Origin of the sequence: Tolypothrix sp. PCC 7712, assembly GCF_025860405.1 — a bacterium.
Classification (GTDB): Bacteria; Cyanobacteriota; Cyanobacteriia; order Cyanobacteriales; family Nostocaceae; genus Aulosira; species Aulosira diplosiphon.
Genome location: NZ_CP063785.1, coordinates 1008371 through 1028122 on the forward strand (window position 1 = coordinate 1008371; position 19752 = coordinate 1028122).

Annotated in this window: 16 protein-coding genes and 1 pseudogene; 9 read left to right on the plus strand and 8 right to left on the minus strand. The window is 41.5% G+C overall.

Features of this window, described 5'->3' with window-relative positions:
• The first annotated feature begins 175 nt into the window (after nt 1–175).
• On the plus strand, nt 176–1834 hold the full coding sequence (locus HGR01_RS03920; protein WP_045872695.1) for a dipeptide ABC transporter ATP-binding protein: 1659 nt from the start codon (nt 176–178) through the stop codon (nt 1832–1834).
• Nucleotides 1835–2986: 1152 nt separating this feature from the next.
• Here HGR01_RS03920 and HGR01_RS03925 read toward each other — a convergent pair.
• From HGR01_RS03925 to HGR01_RS03935, 4 genes and pseudogenes are all read right to left on the minus strand, one after another.
• Nucleotides 2987–5272, minus strand: a complete 2286-nt coding sequence (locus tag HGR01_RS03925; RefSeq protein WP_045872694.1) for an amylo-alpha-1,6-glucosidase — start codon at nt 5270–5272, stop codon at nt 2987–2989.
• Between the two features lie 1325 nt (nt 5273–6597).
• A pseudogene (locus HGR01_RS41905) lies at nt 6598–6695 on the minus strand (IS982 family transposase); the annotation flags it as partial.
• Between the two features lie 18 nt (nt 6696–6713).
• The gene (locus HGR01_RS03930; protein WP_045872744.1) at nt 6714–7091 is read right to left on the minus strand and encodes a VanZ family protein; all 378 of its coding nucleotides are present in this window, start codon (nt 7089–7091) and stop codon (nt 6714–6716) included.
• Between the two features lie 150 nt (nt 7092–7241).
• On the minus strand, nt 7242–7502 hold the full coding sequence (locus HGR01_RS03935; RefSeq protein ID WP_045872693.1) for a hypothetical protein: 261 nt from the start codon (nt 7500–7502) through the stop codon (nt 7242–7244).
• Nucleotides 7503–7881: 379 nt separating this feature from the next.
• Here HGR01_RS03935 and HGR01_RS03940 point away from each other — a divergent pair, with 379 nt between their 5' ends.
• Entirely contained in the window at nt 7882–8817 is a 936-nt protein-coding gene (locus HGR01_RS03940) for a bestrophin family protein (protein ID WP_045872692.1), read from the plus strand.
• A gap of 8 nt (nt 8818–8825) precedes the next feature.
• Here the strand turns inward: HGR01_RS03940 and HGR01_RS03945 are convergent, their stop codons facing one another.
• Nucleotides 8826–9674, minus strand: a complete 849-nt coding sequence (locus HGR01_RS03945; RefSeq protein WP_045872691.1) for a M28 family peptidase — start codon at nt 9672–9674, stop codon at nt 8826–8828.
• A 179-nt stretch (nt 9675–9853) separates the two neighbouring features.
• Between HGR01_RS03945 and dnaK the strand changes: the two genes are divergently transcribed.
• The 3 genes from dnaK (at nt 9854) to HGR01_RS03960 (ending at nt 13728) form a co-directional block, all read left to right on the plus strand.
• A complete protein-coding gene (gene dnaK, locus HGR01_RS03950) occupies nt 9854–12070 on the plus strand; it encodes a molecular chaperone DnaK (RefSeq protein ID WP_045872690.1) in 2217 nt (738 codons plus the stop codon).
• A gap of 160 nt (nt 12071–12230) precedes the next feature.
• On the plus strand, nt 12231–13226 hold the full coding sequence (locus tag HGR01_RS03955; RefSeq protein WP_045872689.1) for a DnaJ C-terminal domain-containing protein: 996 nt from the start codon (nt 12231–12233) through the stop codon (nt 13224–13226).
• 229 nt (nt 13227–13455) lie between these two features.
• Nucleotides 13456–13728: a hypothetical protein gene (locus tag HGR01_RS03960; protein WP_228045406.1), complete on the plus strand. Its 273-nt coding sequence runs from the start codon at nt 13456–13458 to the stop codon at nt 13726–13728.
• A 118-nt stretch (nt 13729–13846) separates the two neighbouring features.
• Here HGR01_RS03960 and HGR01_RS03965 read toward each other — a convergent pair whose 3' ends face one another.
• The 3 genes from HGR01_RS03965 to HGR01_RS03975 all read right to left on the minus strand — a co-directional run bounded on the left by HGR01_RS03965 (nt 13847) and on the right by HGR01_RS03975 (nt 15015).
• Nucleotides 13847–14059 (minus strand): type II toxin-antitoxin system HicB family antitoxin, encoded by a 213-nt coding sequence (locus tag HGR01_RS03965; protein WP_045872687.1) that lies wholly within the window; start codon nt 14057–14059, stop codon nt 13847–13849.
• Nucleotides 14043–14309, minus strand: coding sequence for a toxin HicA (locus tag HGR01_RS03970; protein WP_045872686.1), 267 nt, complete (start codon nt 14307–14309; stop codon nt 14043–14045). Before HGR01_RS03970 ends, HGR01_RS03965 begins: the two co-directional genes overlap by 17 nt.
• Nucleotides 14310–14625: 316 nt before the next feature.
• A complete protein-coding gene (locus HGR01_RS03975; RefSeq protein WP_045872743.1) occupies nt 14626–15015 on the minus strand; it encodes a hypothetical protein in 390 nt (129 codons plus the stop codon).
• Nucleotides 15016–15554: 539 nt separating this feature from the next.
• On the opposite strand from HGR01_RS03975, the gene HGR01_RS03980 reads away from it, so the two are divergent.
• The 4 genes from HGR01_RS03980 (at nt 15555) to HGR01_RS03995 (ending at nt 19191) form a co-directional block, all read left to right on the plus strand.
• Nucleotides 15555–16256, plus strand: coding sequence for a M23 family metallopeptidase (locus HGR01_RS03980; RefSeq protein ID WP_045872685.1), 702 nt, complete (start codon nt 15555–15557; stop codon nt 16254–16256).
• Nucleotides 16257–16565: 309 nt separating this feature from the next.
• Entirely contained in the window at nt 16566–17153 is a 588-nt protein-coding gene (locus HGR01_RS03985) for an ankyrin repeat domain-containing protein (protein ID WP_045872684.1), read from the plus strand.
• 178 nt (nt 17154–17331) lie between these two features.
• The gene (locus HGR01_RS03990) at nt 17332–18567 is read left to right on the plus strand and encodes an LL-diaminopimelate aminotransferase (RefSeq protein ID WP_045872683.1); all 1236 of its coding nucleotides are present in this window, start codon (nt 17332–17334) and stop codon (nt 18565–18567) included.
• A 399-nt stretch (nt 18568–18966) separates the two neighbouring features.
• Entirely contained in the window at nt 18967–19191 is a 225-nt protein-coding gene (locus tag HGR01_RS03995; protein WP_045872682.1) for a hypothetical protein, read from the plus strand.
• Nucleotides 19192–19752: the final 561 nt, after the last annotated feature.

Here is a 19752-nt window from a genome sequence, read left to right on the forward strand (position 1 = left end):
TTGTAACCTAAAGGCTTAATGTTGCAAAATAAAGACTTAAACCCTAGCACTAAAGAACTTGCCAGTCCCCAGTCCCCAATCCCCAACCCCCAATCCCCAACCCCCAATCATCTGCTAGACTAGCTTAAATTTGCAATTATAAAAGCTGCTAGCTCCGGGCTGAATATATAAAAATATGAGTGAAGCCTTATTTCGTGTCGAAAATCTGCGAGTTGCCTATCCTCAGTCTAGCGAAGAAGAACTCAATTGGGCGGTTGATGATGTATCTTTTACGCTGCAATCTGGCGAAAGAATGGGGCTAGTAGGAGAATCAGGTTGTGGGAAATCAACTCTGGGAAGGGCTGTTATGCGTTTGCTTCCCTCATCTAGCCGGATTGAAGGGAACGTAAATTTTCTAGGTAAAAAAGTATTTGATTTAACACCCCAAGAAATGCGGAAGTTTCGCGGGGAAGTGGTGGCGCTGATTTTCCAAGATCCGATGACGCGCCTAGATCCGTTGATGACTATTGGTAACCATTGTATAGAAACACTTCAGGCGCATTCACCAGAATTATCAAAAAAACAAGCCAAAGAAAAAGCGATCGCAACTTTAGAAAAGGTAAAAATCCCCGCGAGTCGGTGGAATCAGTATCCCCATGAGTTTAGCGGTGGGATGCGTCAACGGGTAGCTATAGCTTTGGCGTTACTTCTCAACCCAAAATTGATTGTGGCTGATGAACCCACTACTAGTTTAGATGTCACTGTCTCCGCCCAAATTTTGCAGGAATTAACGCGCCTGTGTGCGGAAGAAAATATGGGGCTATTGTTAATTTCTCACGACTTAGCAATGGTTGCCGAGTACTGCGATCGCATTGGCGTAATGTACCAAGGCAAAATGGTAGAGATGGGTTCTACAGAGTCAGTATTTCGCCAGCCTCAACATGAATATACGCGATCGCTTTTACAAGCAGCTTTGCATATTCAAGCTGTTGATGATATCGCCAATGAAGATTGGGCATTAGGAAGCGAAGATATTCCCGCACAAAACCCCATCTTGAAGATTACGGAACTCAAGCAGCATTACACCATCGAACCGAACTTTATTGAACGCATATTCAAAGCCCAAAATCAAACCATTAAAGCTGTAGATGGAATTAATTTAGAACTATACCCAGGAGAAATTTTAGGCTTAGTCGGGGAATCCGGTTGTGGGAAAAGCACCCTATCACGGACAATTTTGCAGCTTATTCGTCCCACTGCTGGTAAAGTCGAATTTTTAGGACAAGAATTAACCACCTTATCGCGCCAAGAAATTCGTTCCTCACGGCGACAAATGCAGATGGTGTTTCAAGATCCCCACGCTTGTCTTAATCCAGCGATGACAGTAGGACAAAGTATCGGAGATCCGTTATTAATTCACAACTTGGCTGATGCGACAAAAGCCAAAGAACAAGTTTTATGGATGCTGCAAAAAGTCGGCTTAACACCGCCAGAAGTATATTATCAGCGTTACCCCTCAGATTTATCTGGTGGACAACAGCAACGAGTTGCGATCGCGCGCGCTTTAATTACTCGTCCTAAACTATTAATCTGCGATGAACCCGTGAGTATGTTAGATGCTAGCGTCCAATCGCAAGTATTAGAGTTGATGCTGCAATTAAAAGAAGAGTTTGAGTTAACATACTTGTTTATCACCCATGACTTGTGGTTAGCGAGATTTTTATGCGATCGCATTGCAGTCATGAATGGTGGACAAATTGTCGAACTCGGCCCCACAAAACGAATTTTTGCTAATCCTCAACATCCTTATACTAAAACCCTACTAGCGGCTGCACCTTTATTAGCACGCGCTTAGGGGATTTCAATACTTGATGGGGAAGGGTAAAAGGGGAAGGGTAAAAGGGGAAGGGTAAAAGGGGGAAAGGATTTGTATTTTTCCTTTACCCTTTCCCCATTTTTGCAAATTGGTATAATTTCTGCGGGTTATATGATGTCCGGCAAATTACCCTTAATATGTCATTGCGAGCAGAACGAAGTGGAGCGAAGCAATCACAAGGACTCTGCGATTGCTTCACTTCGTTCGCAATGACGGGCATTTGAACGGACATGATATTAAGAGGAAAAGGAAAAGAAAGTAAAGAATTTGTATTTTCCCTTTCACCTTTCACCTTTCACCTTTCCCCTTGTTTGCAAATTGGTATAACTTCTCCGGCTCAAAATTGAGAAGAAAACATAAAAGGATTACAAGGTTAATTAGCAAGCAACAATAGTTACCTCTCCAATTACTTGTAATCCTTTGACACCACAATAATCTTCCAGCATTAGAGCAAAACTTGTTATTAAAGTACCTAACTTTGGATACAGCGAACTTCTACCAAAAGGTAGAAGTCACGATTAAATTACCATGTAATATTTGTCACACACAAATTGCTGATGACTGATACCAAAGCAAGTAATGTTTGCAACACATCAGTAATATTCTAGAGGGCAAGGCAGTGCCCATTGGTGTCAAAACAATTCAAAATTCAAAATTATCAATTCAAAATTACAATCAGTGGGGGCTTGAAACCCGCCACTGATTGTAGACCACTGATTCAAAGAATCAGTGGGGGCTTGTACCCAGAATTAATTAATTCAAAATTATTCTTCTTATTCATTTTGAATTTTGAATTTTGAATTTTGAATTCAAAAAGTGGTCAACTTAAGCTTAAAGCTATATAGGGCGGGCGTTGTACAAAAACTTTCGCCCTCATCCCCTAACCCCTTCTCCCCCAGGAGAAGGGGAATTAAATCTCTTGCTCCCCTCTCCCAGTGGGAGAGGGGTTGGGGGTGAGGGCGAAACCTTGCACAAGAGCGGGTTTCACGTTAAGTTGACACTACTGTTGCCCCTACAATCTGTCGGATTCTTTTTTCAAACTGGTATGAGCTTGATTTGGGATAGATTATACCATTAGCAAACAGGGCATTGAGCATTAGTAATTATTTACCATGCCCTATGCCCCATGCCCTAAGCTTCAATCACCACTCGTAAATTGCCGCGTTTTTTAGCTACACGACAAGCGGTAGTGCTACCAGAACGCTCAAATTCTAAATCGAGGACGGTAGGGCCGACGTGCAAATTATGCAGGGAAAGGCGATTGATTGACTCTGGTAAAGCCGGATCGATGATTCGCAAGCAGTTATTTTGCGCGTCAGGGACGAGGTTGACGATCATTTGTAGCAGTTGGAAAATACTACCAGTCGCCCAAGCTTGGGGAGTACAAGCGACAGGATATTGTACAGGCGCATTATCACCGTTGCGTTCGTAACCACAGAACAGTTCTGGGGGACGTTGATATGGTTGCTGGGTAGTCATATCTACCAAACCTTGGAAGAGTTCTAAAGCTTGATCGATTAACCCTAGCGATCGCAATCCCATTGCAATGATGGCGTTATCATGGGGCCACACTGAACCAACGTGATAGCCCATTGGGTTATAAGCTGGCGATAAACTGCTGAGTGTGCGTATTCCCCAACCATTAAACATATCGGGGGCGCGTAAGCGTTCGGCGACGCTGTAGGCTTTTTCGGGTGTAAAGATGCCCAAATGTAAACAATGGCCAGGGTTTGAGGTAATACTATCTACTTGCTTACCATCACCATCCAAAGCCAAGGCGCAGAAATCTTGGTCTTCCATCCAGAAATCGTGGTTAAACCGCAATTTCAGATTTCTGGCTTCCTCTAGCCAACGATCTGCTAAATCCAGCCGCTTTTTCATCCGTGCAATTTCAGCCAGGCGCATTTTCGCTGCATAGACATAAGCTTGCACCTCACAAAGGGCGATGGGGCCGTTAGCTAACTCTCCCTTATGGTCTACAATACAATCGCCGGAATCTTTCCAGCCTTGGTTAGCCAGACCGCGTTTGGATTTACGATAGTAGCTCAAGTAGCTAGTTTCTTTAGTATTGCGGTCAATCCACTCCATTGCTGCTAAAGCATTGGGCCAAAGCTGCTCTAAAGTTTCTTGATCATGCGTCCAGGCATAATATTCAGCATAAAGCATCAGCCATAGGGGTGTGGCATCAACTGTACCGTAGTAAGGTGTATGAGGAATTTCCTGACACCTGGCCATTTCCCCTAAGCGCAACTCGTGTAAAATCTTTCCTGGTTCTTCTTCACGCCACTCATCATCTACTTTGCCTTGGTATGTCGCTAATAGCGTCAAGGTTTCTTTGGCAATGCGGGGATTTAACATCAAAGTTTGGGAAGCTGTAATGATGGAATCTCGCCCAAACAATGCCGAAAACCAAGGTACACCAGCCGAAACAGTCTTATTTTTGCCAAAGGACTGGCGCAACAAATACATATCTTGTTCCGCCCGTTCCACCACTCGGTTAAAAGTGCTTTTATCGGTACTGATGCGGGTAATTTGTTGCACCCAATGCTGTTCTTCCATTAATTCAGCGGCTTTGGCTTGTGCTAAAGTCACCGCCGCACTAACAGTAGAACTCGATTGATTATTTCGCAACATATTCACCCGATAACCCAACTTTTGGGTTTCGTGAGAAGCTAACTCTAGCTGCCATACCGCAGTGTAACCCTTAAAATAGTCTGGTTGGCGATGCTGGAAATTAATCCGCGATTCCATCACCAAACCATCTAAACCTTGATAGGCGAGGGTTAAGGATTCATCCCGCACCATCGCAGAGTGATTTTGTAGTGGTGAACCACCATCAGCAGCTGTTCCATCTTCTGGCGTTGGCTCTACTAAGCGTAACAGTCTACCGCGCTGATCTCTGCCATAGCCACGCACTTCAAATAAATCCACAAAATCGGCATCAAAGCTGATACTCAGTTCAAAACTAACGGTAGTGGTGCTGTAGTTAGAAACTTCAATTTCTTCAAACAGCGCCCCATTTAGCACTAGTTCGCGACGAATCCCGACAGTATCAGCTTTGAGACGTTCATCGATTCTGGGATTAGTACACAGAACCGAGAGTGCAAACCCTTTATCTGCAGTACTGCTGAGTAAAACAGGCGATCGCCCTTCAATCTGCAACTCTAGGCGGCTCAAAAAACGCGTATCACAGCAAAATAGCCCCATACTGGGATTACCATCGTTCAGAGAGCATCCAGAAATGTTGCCTATTGTATCTGTGATAAAAAATAAATCATCATCTTTGACCGTCAGCGTTGGTTGTGGTCTTTCGCTTATAACACAAGGCCACTCCGGGATAGGTAACTGTTCTGCTGGAATATAAGTCTTTCCGTCTAAGAAAATTTTTTCCGGTGTCATCAGTATATCCGATGTCATTAGCCAGTCTTCCGTGTACAGGTCTAGATTTTCGCGTAAGCATAGCCCGCCGTAGGCATTGCATCAGCGTCAACAGGAAACAAGCCCCAGTAGAGGTTTGCCTCATTCGGAACTTAGGCACTAAGCTGAGTAAACTCAGTTGAGCCATTCAAGCCTAGATAATACTTACATAATCTGGGAAAAAGGGCAGCTATTAAATGTACAACAATCAAATTTTTAGCAATTGATAATTTAGACTCAGAAGTATGACAAAGCTTTGATAAAAGCGGCTTTTGAGCTTGATCCCCAAAACAAGATTGTTAATTAAAGCTTCGGGTTGCAACTGCCTTTGTCAGAAATTTATATTTTTTCTCAATTTTTGAATGTTTTTTTAAGGTTTGAGCAGGAGGAAATTAAGTATAAATGCAGATTCAACATTTAACCAAGTTCAGAATTGTAGAATTGCGATCGCCTTTTAAACCTGAACCTGAAATTCCGGGCTGTGCTATCTCAACTATGAAAGGGAACAGGGAACGGGCAACGGGCAACAGGAAATTAACATTGTCACCCACAATTCCACTCGGCTTTCAACCTTACTTCTCTACGAGACGCTACGCGTAGCTTGCTTAAGCGTAGGAGTACGGGGCTACCCATTGGTGTCAACTTAACGTGAAACCCTCTTTGTTGCAAGGTTTCACCCTCACCCACAGGGTGAGGGGAGCAAGAGATTTAGGGATTTCCAAGAAATAAATTATTCCATCTTGTGGGGCGGGCATCTTGCCCGCCACATAAGCTGGGCGGACAAGATGTCCACCCCACAATAAATACTGGGATATTTTTTTATTTGGAAGTCCCTTAGTTCCCCTTCTCCTGCGGGAGAAGGGGTTAGGGGATGAGGGCGCGAGGTATTTGTACAACGCCTGCCCTATATAGCTTTTAGCTTAAGTTGACACCAATGCCTTTTTCCTCTGTTCCCTGTTCCCTATTCCCTGTTCCCGCTCCGAAGGTGATTCGTAAATGCAAGCTAAAATAACCTATAAGTTGTGCCAATTAGCCAGCACGCGTCTGGGCATATATTTACTGAAATTTGTTCATATTACCTGGTTTATCGATTGTGAAGCTAATGCACGATCTGTAAACTTGATGCACGAGTTCGTGCACTTGATTCACAAGTTGTAAACTTAATGCACGAGTTCGTGCACTTGATTCACAAGTCGTGAACTTAATGCACGAGTTCGTGAACTTGATTCACGAGTCCTGTACTTGATGCACGAGTTTGTGAACTTGATTCACGAGTTCGTGCACTTGATTTTTGAGTAGAAAAACCTGAGTTCGGGTTAAGCAGATTAAGATAAAATCCAGTCCATGTTAAGGCTGGGCTTCTTAGGTTGATGACATCAGCAATTAATCCACACAGAAAATTAACACAGAAATTAACAGGGCTGGGGTCAAAATAAAATTTTTACGAGGTTTTCAGTTTTTTTCTTTCTGCTAACCAAGTAAAAAAAACAATACCGCAAAGGTCAGCAGTTAAATCAAATAAATCAAAAGAACGATAAGGTACAAAGAATTGAATTATTTCATCTATTACACAAATTAATATCACAATCATGGGAGCCAATGGCAAAGAAATATTCAAAATTTGAATTTTACGTTTATTCCCAGCTAAATGGCTGATAAAAGCGGCTATACCTAATAGAAGAAAATGCAAAATAGTATCATAATGAGGAAATTGCGCTAGTTCGGTGGGGATAATTTTTAGATATGCAGATAGCGAGATAGACATCAAAATGCCAAAGTAAACCCAAAATGCAAATACCCAAAATCTATTAGCTTTCATTTTCAGCGCAGAAAAAGTATTCTTGATAACTCCAAGAATAACAAAGAGCATTCCGCAATCAGGAACGCTCTTTTTAGAAAAATTTTCTCAAGATAATGAAAAGTTAACTTGAAGACTGCTAATATTTAAAATGCCTAAATTAGCAAAAAATCAGGCATGAAGATTGGCTTGTTCTTGTAACCAGGGGTCTACCGGCTGTCCATCTTTGCGACGCAATTCAATTTCCACTACCATAACTTCTTTAGAACCAGGAGGAGCAGGTTTTTTATGGAAAATAATGTCATAGTCTAGTGGATCGTGATTGCGTTCTTTCAACCATTCTTGGACTTTGGTAGTGGCAAAGAATGTTTGACCTTGCTCAAACATCCGAGTAATCTGCATTTGTAGGGTGTAGGGATTTAGGCGACCCATTTTTAATTACCTTTGTTCAATAATTTGCAGGGTTAGCAATGCCTACCCTACTTGACACTTTTATGTTACTTGTATCCTAAGAAAGTTTTCTACTGTATAAGATATTAACGCCAGCTTAATATTTCCCTAAACTACGCCAAGACAACTTGGCGGGGGAAAGGGGCCAGAAAAAACCTTTAACCCTTACCCTTTAACCTTTTCCCCAAACTCAATTCCAACTTGAAAATCCTGAAAGGATTGGGGATACAGAGACAATGAGATTTAGCCGCAAGACACCGCAAAACTTTCTGTGTCATCATTGTTGCCAATTGTACTACCGCTAGAGTTATTATTTTGAGGTTATCTAACGCTCACTTTATTGGTTATTTAGGTAAATTGCATGGCAGCTGACAAATTAAAACGGGTTCCAATGGTTTTACAGCTTAAAGGCTCGGTGATCTCAGCTATTGCTAAAAATGTCTTATTGTTTGGAATTTTTGGAATTATTATTTCTACACTTCACTATTATAAGTTTCCAGTTTCCCAACCTATATTAGGCAGCGTTATTCCCAGTATTGTTTTAGGTTTATTACTAGTTTTCCGCACAAACACAGCTTATGAGCGTTTTTGGGAAGGTAGAAAAAGTTGGGGTGCAATAGTCAATACTGTGAGAAATTTAGCAAGGCAAATTTGGGTCAGCGTTGATGAAGTTTCTCCAGAAGATAGAAAAAATAAAATTACAGCTTTATATCTATTAGTAGCTTTTGCTGTGGCAACGAAATTACATTTACGCGGTGAACCTGTCAATCAGGAGTTAAAAGAATTGATGCCGTCGTCTATGTATCAGGAATTGAAAATCATGAATAATCCGCCAATAGAAGTGGCTTTTTGGATTGGCGATTATTTACAGCAAAGATATAACTACAAATGCCTCAATAGCTACCAGTTAACATCTATGCAAGAATTATTGAATAATTTAGTCGATAATTTAGGAATTTGCGAACGGATTTTAAGAACACCAATGCCCCTTGCCTATGCAATTCATTTAAAGCAATTATTATTTCTTTATTGTCTGCTGTTACCATTTCAAATGGTGCAAAGCTTGGGTTGGTGGACTGGTTTAATTGCAGCTTTAGTCAGTTTTACATTATTTGGCATTGAAGCTATCGGCTTAGAAATCGAAAACCCCTTTGGTTATGATGATAATGATTTGCCTTTGGACGCAATTTGCCAAACAATGAAACGCAATATTGATGATTTAATCGGCTTAACGCCAAATGTGCGATCGCTTTCCAGCAACTTGACTAATACAGAAGATTTGAGTCTCGGTAATTAATCCCAATTTCACAACCGCCGAATAGCAATTTCTAGCCCTGTACAAACACTTGTGAGAAAATCTAAATCTAAGCTCGCGATCGTATCGCTTGGTTTATGATAATGCGGGTTCCTCATAAATGCCGTATCTGTCACCATAACTGCCGGATAGCCAGCATCCCAAAAAGGTGCATGATCACTAAGTCTCGTTTGCGGCACAATTAAACCGCGATTGGGAACTGGTAACCACTGGCTACCTATACCAGCTTGGCGAATATTGCGACTCATGCTAATTAAGTCAGGAATGGTTCGCAGATTTCCAATTAAAGCAATGAAATCCCCAGTATTGGGGTAAAAGCGTTCTAAGGGAGGGGGATAACTTTGGCTACCAGGAGTAGAGTCTTGATATCCCAACATTTCTAAAGACAACATTAAGCGTAGTGGTTGCTGTTGTTGGCGTAATAAAGCTGCATATTCAGCACTACCTAATAAGCCATATTCTTCCATATCAAAAGCCACCAGCCGCAAGGGATATTTAACTGGTTCAGCTGCAAACTTGCTCGCCAATTCCAACAGAACCGCCACACCTGTAGCATTATCATCAGCGGCTACTGTTCCCGGTACACCATCATAGTGAGCTGCTATTAAAATTGGTGGTAAATTTCGCTGTTGTTTTGTAGCTGCTGGCGGCAAATTTAAAATAAGATTCTGACAAATTTTTCCCCCAACATCAAAGGTGTGGATTTCCACACTTCCCCATTGGCTAAATTGCTGACGAATATATTCTTGGACAAAAAAATGTCCGGCTGTCGCCATATAGGGATCGCGTTCTCGCGCTATTTCTGATAGGTAAGCTTGGAGACGTGCTTTTAAATTCAATTGTTTATGTCAATGTTATCCTAGTCTTGCAACTAGCTTCTTTGGCTAAGGGTGCGATCGCTCTTACCTAAATCATCAATATTTAGATGAGGTATACCGATTCCACAGCATCAAGCTAGGGGCAGTCTCTTCCAATCATAATATATATAGTTAAGACACATTTAGGAGAAGAGTAACGCATGGGCAAGGTAGTCGGCATCGACTTGGGTACAACCAACTCAGTAGTCGCCGTAATGGAGGGTGGCAAGCCGGTGGTGATTGCCAATGCAGAAGGAACGCGAACAACCCCCTCCGTTGTTGGCTTTAGCAAAGAAGGTGAACGAGTCGTGGGGCAAATGGCACGACGACAAACCGTCCTTAATCCCCAAAACACTTTTTTTGCTGTGAAACGCTTTATTGGGCGGAAGTATGGTGAATTAAGCCCAGAATCTAAGCGTGTACCCTATACTATCCGCAAAGATGAAGTTGGTAATATCAAAGTTGCCTGTCCCCGGTTAAATAAGGAATTCGCCCCAGAAGAAGTTTCGGCAATGGTGCTGAAGAAATTGGCAGACGATGCTAGCCGCTATTTAGGCGAACCGGTGACAGGGGCAGTAATTACAGTTCCCGCTTATTTTAATGATTCCCAGCGCCAAGCCACTAGAGACGCAGGCAGAATTGCTGGTTTAGATGTATTGCGGATTCTCAATGAACCGACAGCCGCTTCTTTAGCCTACGGAATGGATCGGGGCGATACGGAGACCATCTTAGTATTCGATTTAGGTGGCGGTACATTTGACGTATCGATTTTAGAAGTTGGCGATGGGGTTTTTGAAGTTAAAGCCACTAGTGGAGATACCCAACTTGGTGGTAATGATTTTGACAGAAAAATAGTTGATTGGTTAGCAGAACAATTTTTAGAAGCGGAAAGTGTAGATTTAAGACGCGATCGCCAGGCTTTACAACGGCTGATGGAAGCAGCAGAAAAAGCCAAAATCGAACTTTCGGCAGTTAGTGTTACCGAGATTAACTTACCTTTTATCACCGCCACAGAGGACGGCCCCAAACACCTAGAAACTCGCCTGACTCGTGCCCAATTTGAAGGTTTATGCGGTGATTTGGTGGGACGTTTACGCACCCCAGTGAAACGCGCCCTTAAAGATTCTGGACTAGCACCCGCAGATATTGAAGAAGTGGTGTTAGTAGGCGGTTCTACCAGGATTCCGATGGTGAAGCAGTTAGTGCGAGACTTAATTGGTGCAGAACCTAGCGAAAATGTCAACCCCGATGAAGTGGTGGCTGTAGGTGCAGCCATTCAAGCAGGTATTTTGGCTGGGGAACTGAAAGATGTGCTGCTGTTGGATGTTACTCCCCTATCTGTGGGCTTGGAAACCATCGGCGGCGTGATGAAAAAATTAATTCCCCGCAACACCACTATCCCAGTCCGCCGTTCTGACATTTTCTCGACATCAGAAAATAACCAAAATACCGTGGAAATCCACGTAGTCCAAGGTGAACGGGAAATGGCAGCTAATAACAAATCTTTAGGAAGATTCAAGCTGTATGGTATTCCCCCAGCACCGCGAGGCATTCCCCAAATTCAAGTATCATTTGATATTGACGCTAACGGCATTTTACAAGTAACAGCCTTAGATAGAACCACCGGCAGAGAGCAGAGTATCACAATTCAAGGCGCTTCTACCTTGAGCGAATCAGAAGTTAATCGCATGATTCAGGATGCTCAAAAATACGCCGATATTGACCGGGAACGCAAAGAAAGAGTAGAAAAGCGGACTCGTTCCGAAGCGTTAATTTTACAAGCCGAACGCCAACTGCGAGAAATCGCCCTAGAATTTGGGATGCAGTTCGCCCGCAGCCGTCGCCAACGCATCGACAATATTTGTCGCGAACTCAAAGACAGTTTACAGCAAGACGACGATCGCGGCATTGACCAAGCCTACGCTGACCTGCAAGATGCTTTGTATGAACTAAATCGCGAAGTCCGCCAGTACTATGCTGAGGACGAAGACGACGATTTATTTGGGACAATCCGCGACATCTTTACCGGTGGCGACAAAGAACGGGAACGCGATCGCGATTATTCCCGAGGAGATTCCTATTGGGATAATAATTCCTATGGCGGCGGGAATTCTGGTAGAGACTATAGCGGCAATTCTAGTAGAGACTACGGCAGAGACTCTAACAGAGACTATAGTGGCAATTCCGGTAGAGACTACAGTGGCAATTCCAGTAGAGACTCTAACAGAGACTACAGTGGCAATTCCGGTAGAGACTACAACAGAGATTCTAACCGCGGCTATGGCAGAGATAATCGTTCCTCCTCTGACAATCAGTCTAATCGGCGATCGCGCCCCAGCTACCAAGATAACTGGGATGATGATGATGATTGGCTGTAACTCCTAGCAAATGAAATTAATTCAAAATTCGGATTTGGTGATTGGTGATTGGTAATTTGTTATTAGTCAGCGTGAAGCAAAACAACAGCTGACAACTGACTGTATCCATTACCTATTACCAAAAACTACAATCTCAAATTTAAAGTTGAATAACTGAACTATGCAAAATTTGCAGAATTTTCGTGATTATTACGAGATTTTAGGAGTACCTAAAGAAGCCTCAAGCGAGGAAATTAAAAAGGTTTATCGGCGGTTAGCGCGACAGTATCACCCCGATCTCAACCCTGGAAACAAAGAAGCTGAGGAGAAATTTAAGGATATTGGCGAGGCTTATGAAATCCTTTCCGATACAGCCAAGCGCGCACAATATGACCAATTTAGCCGCTACTGGAAACAAAAAGGCTTTAATAAACAAACCCCCAAAGCTAAAACCTGGGGCGATAATCGCAATAACAATCGCAACAATCAAGAAGTAGATCCCAGTCAATTTCCTGATTTTGAAAGTTTTATTAATCAGGTGATTGGCGTAGGTAATGGTAAAAGCAGCAGAAATGGTGCAGCTAACAACACAAATAACGATCCATTTCGGGCGACTAAAAGCCGAGTTGAGTATACAGTCCCCAAAAGCCAACCACGCCCCGCCCGTCGGGATATTGAAGCTAGGTTAACCCTACCCCTAGAAAAAGCTTATGTAGGCGGTAATGAAAGAATTAGACTTGAGGATGGGCGATCGCTAGAAGTGAGTATGCCGCCTGGAATGGTCACAGGTCAAACTATCCGGCTACGAAACCAAGGTATTGGTGGCGGAGATTTATATTTAAAAATTACCGTCGAACCACATCCTTTGTTTAAGCTAGATGGTTCTAATATTTTCTGCCAAGTTCCAGTCACTCCCAGTGAAGCCGTTTTAGGTGGACAGGTAGAAGCACCAACTCTTGATGGCCCCGTAAAAATGACCATTCCCTCCGGCGTGAGGTCTGGTCAAAGATTCCGTTTAGCAAACAAAGGCTATCCCAACGACAACGGTAAACGTGGTGACCAATTAGTTGAAATTCAAATACTTACCCCTAAAACTATTAGTGCTGAAGAACGGGAACTGTATGAAAAATTGCGGGAAATTGAAACTTTTAAACCCCGTGCAGATTTAATAGATTAGGCATGACGCTTAATCAAAAATATAAAAATTAGGGAAATGAAAGATTTTCTCTTGATTATTAGTGTAATTTTTACACCAGCATAAATGCCAGATATAGCAATCTCAAATCATTTTTGAACCGCTAAAAATGATAAATTAATACTGAATAAAAAATTTTAGATAAAAAACAAAATTTAAATAGGGTTGCTATTGCATGAATTTCAAGTATATCCAGGAAAAATTTGCACCTATGATCAAAGTCATATCTACAGTTCTTATATCCAGCGCTATTGGGTTAGAACTGTGGAATATTTATGCAATTACCCATAATATTCAAGTACCAAGTAGCCTCACTCCCATTTTTTGGTTTGAGCGTTTTGCTGTCTCTTGCCATTTAGTTGAAGCAATGATCGCAGGTTTCTATGCACCTTCCAGAAAGCAGCTGCCCATAAAATACGCTACTTATACTTTTTTTGTCGGTACTGTTGGTTTACTGGAATTATTTAATCAGTCTAAAGAATAGCTGCAATTATTAATTTTTGAAATTAACGTAGGATGCGTTACTAACGCATCCTACTTTGATTTTTTATCTATATAAGGGCAAATAAAATTCGCCAGGACAGAGCAATATTTTGACTGTTTTAAGTAAAGATTATGCGTTGTTTAGGTTCAGGAATTTGACGACCTAATTTTTTAGCAGTTTCAACCCATTCTTTCATAATAATTTCTGTATTTTTCAGTGCTTCTTGATAAGTTTGTCCATCAGCAGCACATCCTGGTAATTCTGGAACTTCAGCAATAAAGGCTTGGTCTTCTTTACTCCAGTAGAGAATTATTTCATAACGAAGGTTCATTTTTAGTTCCTAACTGGTATTTCAGAATGACTGCACGGACTAATTTAATTTGGTAGGCTTTGGCTTTGCCATTATGGTGTTGTAAGTTTAATATTTCTTCAACACCTTGTTTGGTAAAAATGTAATGTCCGCCACGAATATTTTCATCAAAGCCTAGTCTAGTTAAAAGTTGCCATAGTTGGGCAAAAGGGATTGCTGTATCAGATATCCCCGATAGGATTTTCGCTAAAAGTGGATCTGGTTGACTCACGAGTTTGAGATGATTTGACTGTATTCTATAGTGTCATATTTATAGAATACTGTCCTTATATAAGTGCGATCGCTGGCTTTGGCAATTGTATAATCACTGATCACCGCTATCCGCATTATCTCACCCCAGTTTTTTCTTGAGCTAAATATAGTTTAAAATTTCGGGTTGTCATACTGGAAACGCTTGTGGAGTCAGGAAAAGCTGCTTGTGCGATCGCCTCAACGAAATTGAGATCCCCGACTTTGGGAAAAAGTCGGGGATCTGGGAAGTAACCGTTGCTGAAGTAGCAATGCTTTTCGTGCGTTACTTCTGCTGTCTATTCATCAGAAGAACTTCCATCTCGCCTTCCTAGTTCATAAATACCAGAAGAAATACAAGCAAGTATTCCTGTACTAATTCCCCAACTACGACCTAAACTGATTTCAACACCCCAGTAAACTAAAGCGCCTACTATCAAAAACGGCACAATACTAAACAAGGAAGCGTAGAAAGCGTTTTGGGATTCTCTGGCTTTACGAGTTTTCTCAAATTCTGATTGACTGGTGTAGAGCGATCGTTCAGCGAAGTTAAACCAACGATTTAGCTGCACAATTACCCATTCACTAACTCGTGAAAAAGCTAAATATAATGCCAAAGACCACAAACTCGCTCCAGCGATCGCAATTTTATCCAATTCAAACTGGAAAGGCAAAAGTTCTGTCAGCATAGCTTGTTGTCGCAAATGCCTAATTTTAGCGTTAAAGCTGGGATCGATGCTCAATTAGCAGTTGCATCAATTTTCTGACTAAAATTAACAGTATTTTACCGGATGTGCAATTCGCTTAGTAGTAAATTATCTCAGCCATGACTCTACTTGTAGCCTCTGGCAAATAAACTTACATACACTATTGCTCCGTGAAAACAAGCACAGGTATTTTCTCTTAGATATGCAATTAATCCGTAATTCCTAGCTAAACACTACGCCGATTAGCGATTATACTTGTGTACTGAAATGTATGATAAATGCCGAATTAAATCCGATTATTTGGTTTTTAATTGCACTAATTAAACCCACTAATTTGATATTTAAAAAATCTGATTTGTTAGCCAGATAACTTGACATGACAATGTTTATAAGTGATATATTATCATGTCTTGATATTGCAATATCAATAATAAATTGGCTGATACAGCAGCTTTTTTAAACATATTCACCTGTAATTTTCAAGCAATTTACTGATACATCAATTGGATTGAGGACGAAAAATGAGTATGCGTCAGAAAAAAGCATTAGTATACGGAGCTACTTTATTAACAATAGGATTGAGTCTGGTAAGTTTAATTACTATATTACCGAAACCAGAAGTTGCTGGAGCTAGAGAAGTTAAGTCAAATAAAGCCAATTCTAGCAACGCTTGGCTAGCTGCATCTTTTCCTGTAGAAAACTTTCAAGGCTATAGTTCGGCTTTTGGTTATCGCCGTTCTGCTACTGGTGGTAGTAATTGGGAATTTCATGGTGGCTTAGATATTGCAGCTCCACAAGGTAGTTACATTCGCAATTGGTGGGCTGGTAGAGTATTGAAAGTAGGCGATCGCAATGCTTGCGGTACCCATATCATCATTAAATCCGGCACATGGGAGCATACTTATTGTCACATGGAAGGCAATGTAGAAGTCATCTCCGGTCGTCGTTATCTAGTGGATCGCGCAGGTGGAATTCAAATTGCTGAAGGTCAAAATATCCCCACAGGTTTTAGAATTGGGCGAGTAGGAATGACTGGAAGGACTACCGGGCCTCATTTACATTGGGGATTGAAGTATGACACTAACTATGTAGATCCAGCAATGGTTTTGCGAGAAATGTTTTCCCAACAGCAAATTGCTAGAAGAGGTGGATCGAAAGTTAGTCCTCAACAGTCACAAGTCGTAATTCAAGAATCAGCAACTACTGGCGATTCTGGTTATTAAATATTAGATAGGGGCTTGTCCCCTATAAGACTTACGCAACGCCGATAATGTCATTGCGACTGCAACGTAGATGCCTGAAAGGCGGCTTCCCGTTCGCGTAGCGTCTCTGCAGGAGAAGGGTAGCGTAGGGAAGGAATCCCAGCATCAGGGGAGATTACAAATCTATGCTACGCAACGCCAGCGCGAACGAGACGCTACGAAGCTTTGATTTTTGACACTAATATAGATTTAAGAAGAAAATTTGGTACAGTCCGGAAAAGATTGTTCCTAAAGTGAAGTTTGGCTCCAGTAGAAGATTTTGCTTGAGCTATGAATAAAAAATACTTATGCAGTAAGCTGGGATTACTGTTAGCACTTATATTGCTTTGCTCACCCTCTGTTGCTATTGCTCAAACAGAAGTACAGAGTCAAGATGAAATATTAATTGAAGCAGTTTCAACCGATCAGATTGATGTGGTAAAAAATTATCTTGATAATGGTGGTGATCCCGATAGATATTTTGCGCTGGCGGTGAGTGATGGTGCCATGCAAAGTGTGCAAATGATGCTGCGACGAGGCGCAAATGTGAATTATGGCGATCAATATGGCATTACACCTTTGATGGTTGCAGCTAGATATACCTATCGTGCTGGGGTAGAAATGACAAAGTTACTGTTAGACAGAGGTGCTGTAGTTAATGCCAAAAGCCTAAAAGGTAGTACTGCACTCATGTTTGCTTGCTCTCCTCCTGCTCAATACTATGAAGATGATTATGTAAAAGTTGTACAAATGCTAATAGCAAAGGGCGCGAAGATAAATGTTAAAAATCAGATGGGTGCATCACCACTGAGTGTTGCGACTGGAGGTAATTGGCAAAAGATAGTTGCTGTACTCAAGAAAGCAGGAGCAAAATTCTAGATTGGAGTTTATTAGTCGTCAACAGTCAACAGCCAACACAAGATGCGATCGCACCCAGCAATTAGCAATTAACTTATAAATCTTCTCCTGACGGAGAGGCTACGCCAACAATCCAAAATCTAAAATCTAAAATCTCAAAATTCGGTAAGCTGTTTGAGGGCGTTTTTCACAATCTACTATGGCAACGATTAACGACAACTACCTCAAGTTAAAAGCTGGTTACCTGTTTCCGGAAATTGCACGACGGGTGAATGCTTTTGCTGAAGCTAATCCAGATGCAAAAATCATTCGGCTTGGGATTGGTGATGTCACAGAACCTTTACCTGAAGCCTGTCGCACAGCCATGATCAAAGCCGTAGAAGAAATGGGCGATCGCGCTACCTTCAAAGGCTATGGGCCAGAACAAGGCTATGCTTGGTTAAGAGAAAAAATTGCGGCTCAAGATTTCCAAGCACGGGGAGCCGACATCGACGCTTCCGAAATCTTTATCTCCGACGGTTCCAAGTGCGATACAGGCAATATTTTGGAAATCTTTGGACATGATAATGCGATCGCTGTTACCGATCCTGTTTATCCTGTCTATGTAGACACCAACGTGATGGCAGGAAATACAGGAACCGCTAACGATAAAGGCGAGTTTGCTGGCTTAGTCTATCTCCCCATTACCGCAGAGAACAACTTCACTGCAGAGATTCCCTCACAAAAAGTTGATTTAATTTATCTTTGCTTCCCCAACAACCCCACAGGTGCAACTGCTAGCAAAGCGCATCTCCAAGCATGGGTAGACTATGCTAAGGCCAATAACTCCATCATTTTCTTTGATGCAGCCTACGAAGCCTATATTACCGATCCGGAAATTCCTCATTCTATATATGAGATTGAAGGTGCAAGAGACGTTGCGATCGAGTTTCGCTCCTTCTCTAAAAATGCAGGCTTTACAGGAACTCGCTGCGCCTTAACCGTCGTACCCAAAACCCTCACAGCCAAAGCCGCAGACGGTTCTGATGTCGAACTGTGGAAGCTGTGGAATCGCCGCCAATCCACCAAGTTTAATGGTGTATCTTACATTGTGCAACGAGGTGCTGAGGCAGTTTACTCTCCAGAGGGACAAACTCAAATTAAAACACTAGTTAGCTTCTATTTAGAAAACGCCAAAATTATCCGCGAGCAACTCACAGCCGCAGGGTTAGCAGTTTATGGCGGTGTGAATGCACCCTACGTTTGGGTGAAAACCCCCAATGGATTATCTAGCTGGGAATTTTTCGATAAATTGCTACAAACTGTCAATGTAGTCGGAACCCCTGGTTCTGGTTTTGGTGCTGCAGGTGAAGGTTACTTCCGCATTTCCGCATTTAATAGCCGCGAAAATGTAGAAGAAGCAATGCAAAGAATTACAACTCGCTTGTCTTTATAGACTGTTAAAATTAGCAACGCTGTTCGTGCGTTACGGCTTACACCTAACGCACATTACATGGTAAACCTGCAAGCGATCGCTCTTGAAATTGGTATTAGCTATTAGCCAGAGACTTCATTCTCTGGCGGCTAGTCAATTCATATACCCAGCATTTAACAACAGATTTACACTACCGATAGAGTGTAAGTAAAATATTAATTGCTACAATTTCAGTAAAATATAGTATAATAAATTTCAATTTAATTACCGAATGTTACTTAACTGGTAAATAATTCAAAATTCTGAATTTAATTTGAGCTTCTAATCTAGAACCTCATCAGAACTGAAACAACCTGAAAAATCCTAATTATTTTTAGAATTTTTCAATTACGAATTAGTAATTATGTAGAGGAAATATTTATGACTACCAACAAGCCTTCTTTTCATGATGAGGCTAGCCTATCAGAAAGAGCTGAAGAATTGGGAAAAAAAGCATTGGAATTAGGACTAATTCCCAGTTTTGTTGTGCGCTACTTTGCCGATAACAGACAATTTTATATTCCAGATGAAAACCACTCTGAACCACTTACAGCAGAAGAAGCATATATGCGCCTCAAAAAGATAGTGGAACAAGGTAATAAATAACCAAACTCTAGCTTTAAGTCTGGAATTTAGAATTAAATTTTACCTATTTTGATAGGTGTTAGGGCACAAAATTTTTGTGCCCTTTGTTTTTTATAACTACTATATTATTGAAAGTTTTAGGAATTATAGCAATCTCTAACAGCCAGCTACAGATAATACCAAATCAAATATTTTGGTGACAGATAAATATATTCTAGAGGGCGAGGCAGTGCCCCCTTACCTGTGTAGTTTAAGCTGTTAAGCATATAAGAAAGTACATTGAGACTGCAGGAGCCCCGAGTTCCCCCTGCTTTTTCATTGCAGAACTCTTACAGTCAAGCTTTTTACGGGCACAACTAGACCAGAAAATTTGATTCACCAGTATATTCGGAAACTTTATTTAGAAATATTTACAAAAATATACTTATGAGGATATAAACAACCTTTTAAGGTTATCTTCCCCATCAGCAATGAAGGAAAATGGCTGATAGCTTTTTTCTCTTAGACTCTGAAAGATGACAATAAGGAAAGAAATTTGTATCTTTAAGTAGATACTTTATCTGCCGCCTAGATTTGAAGAAT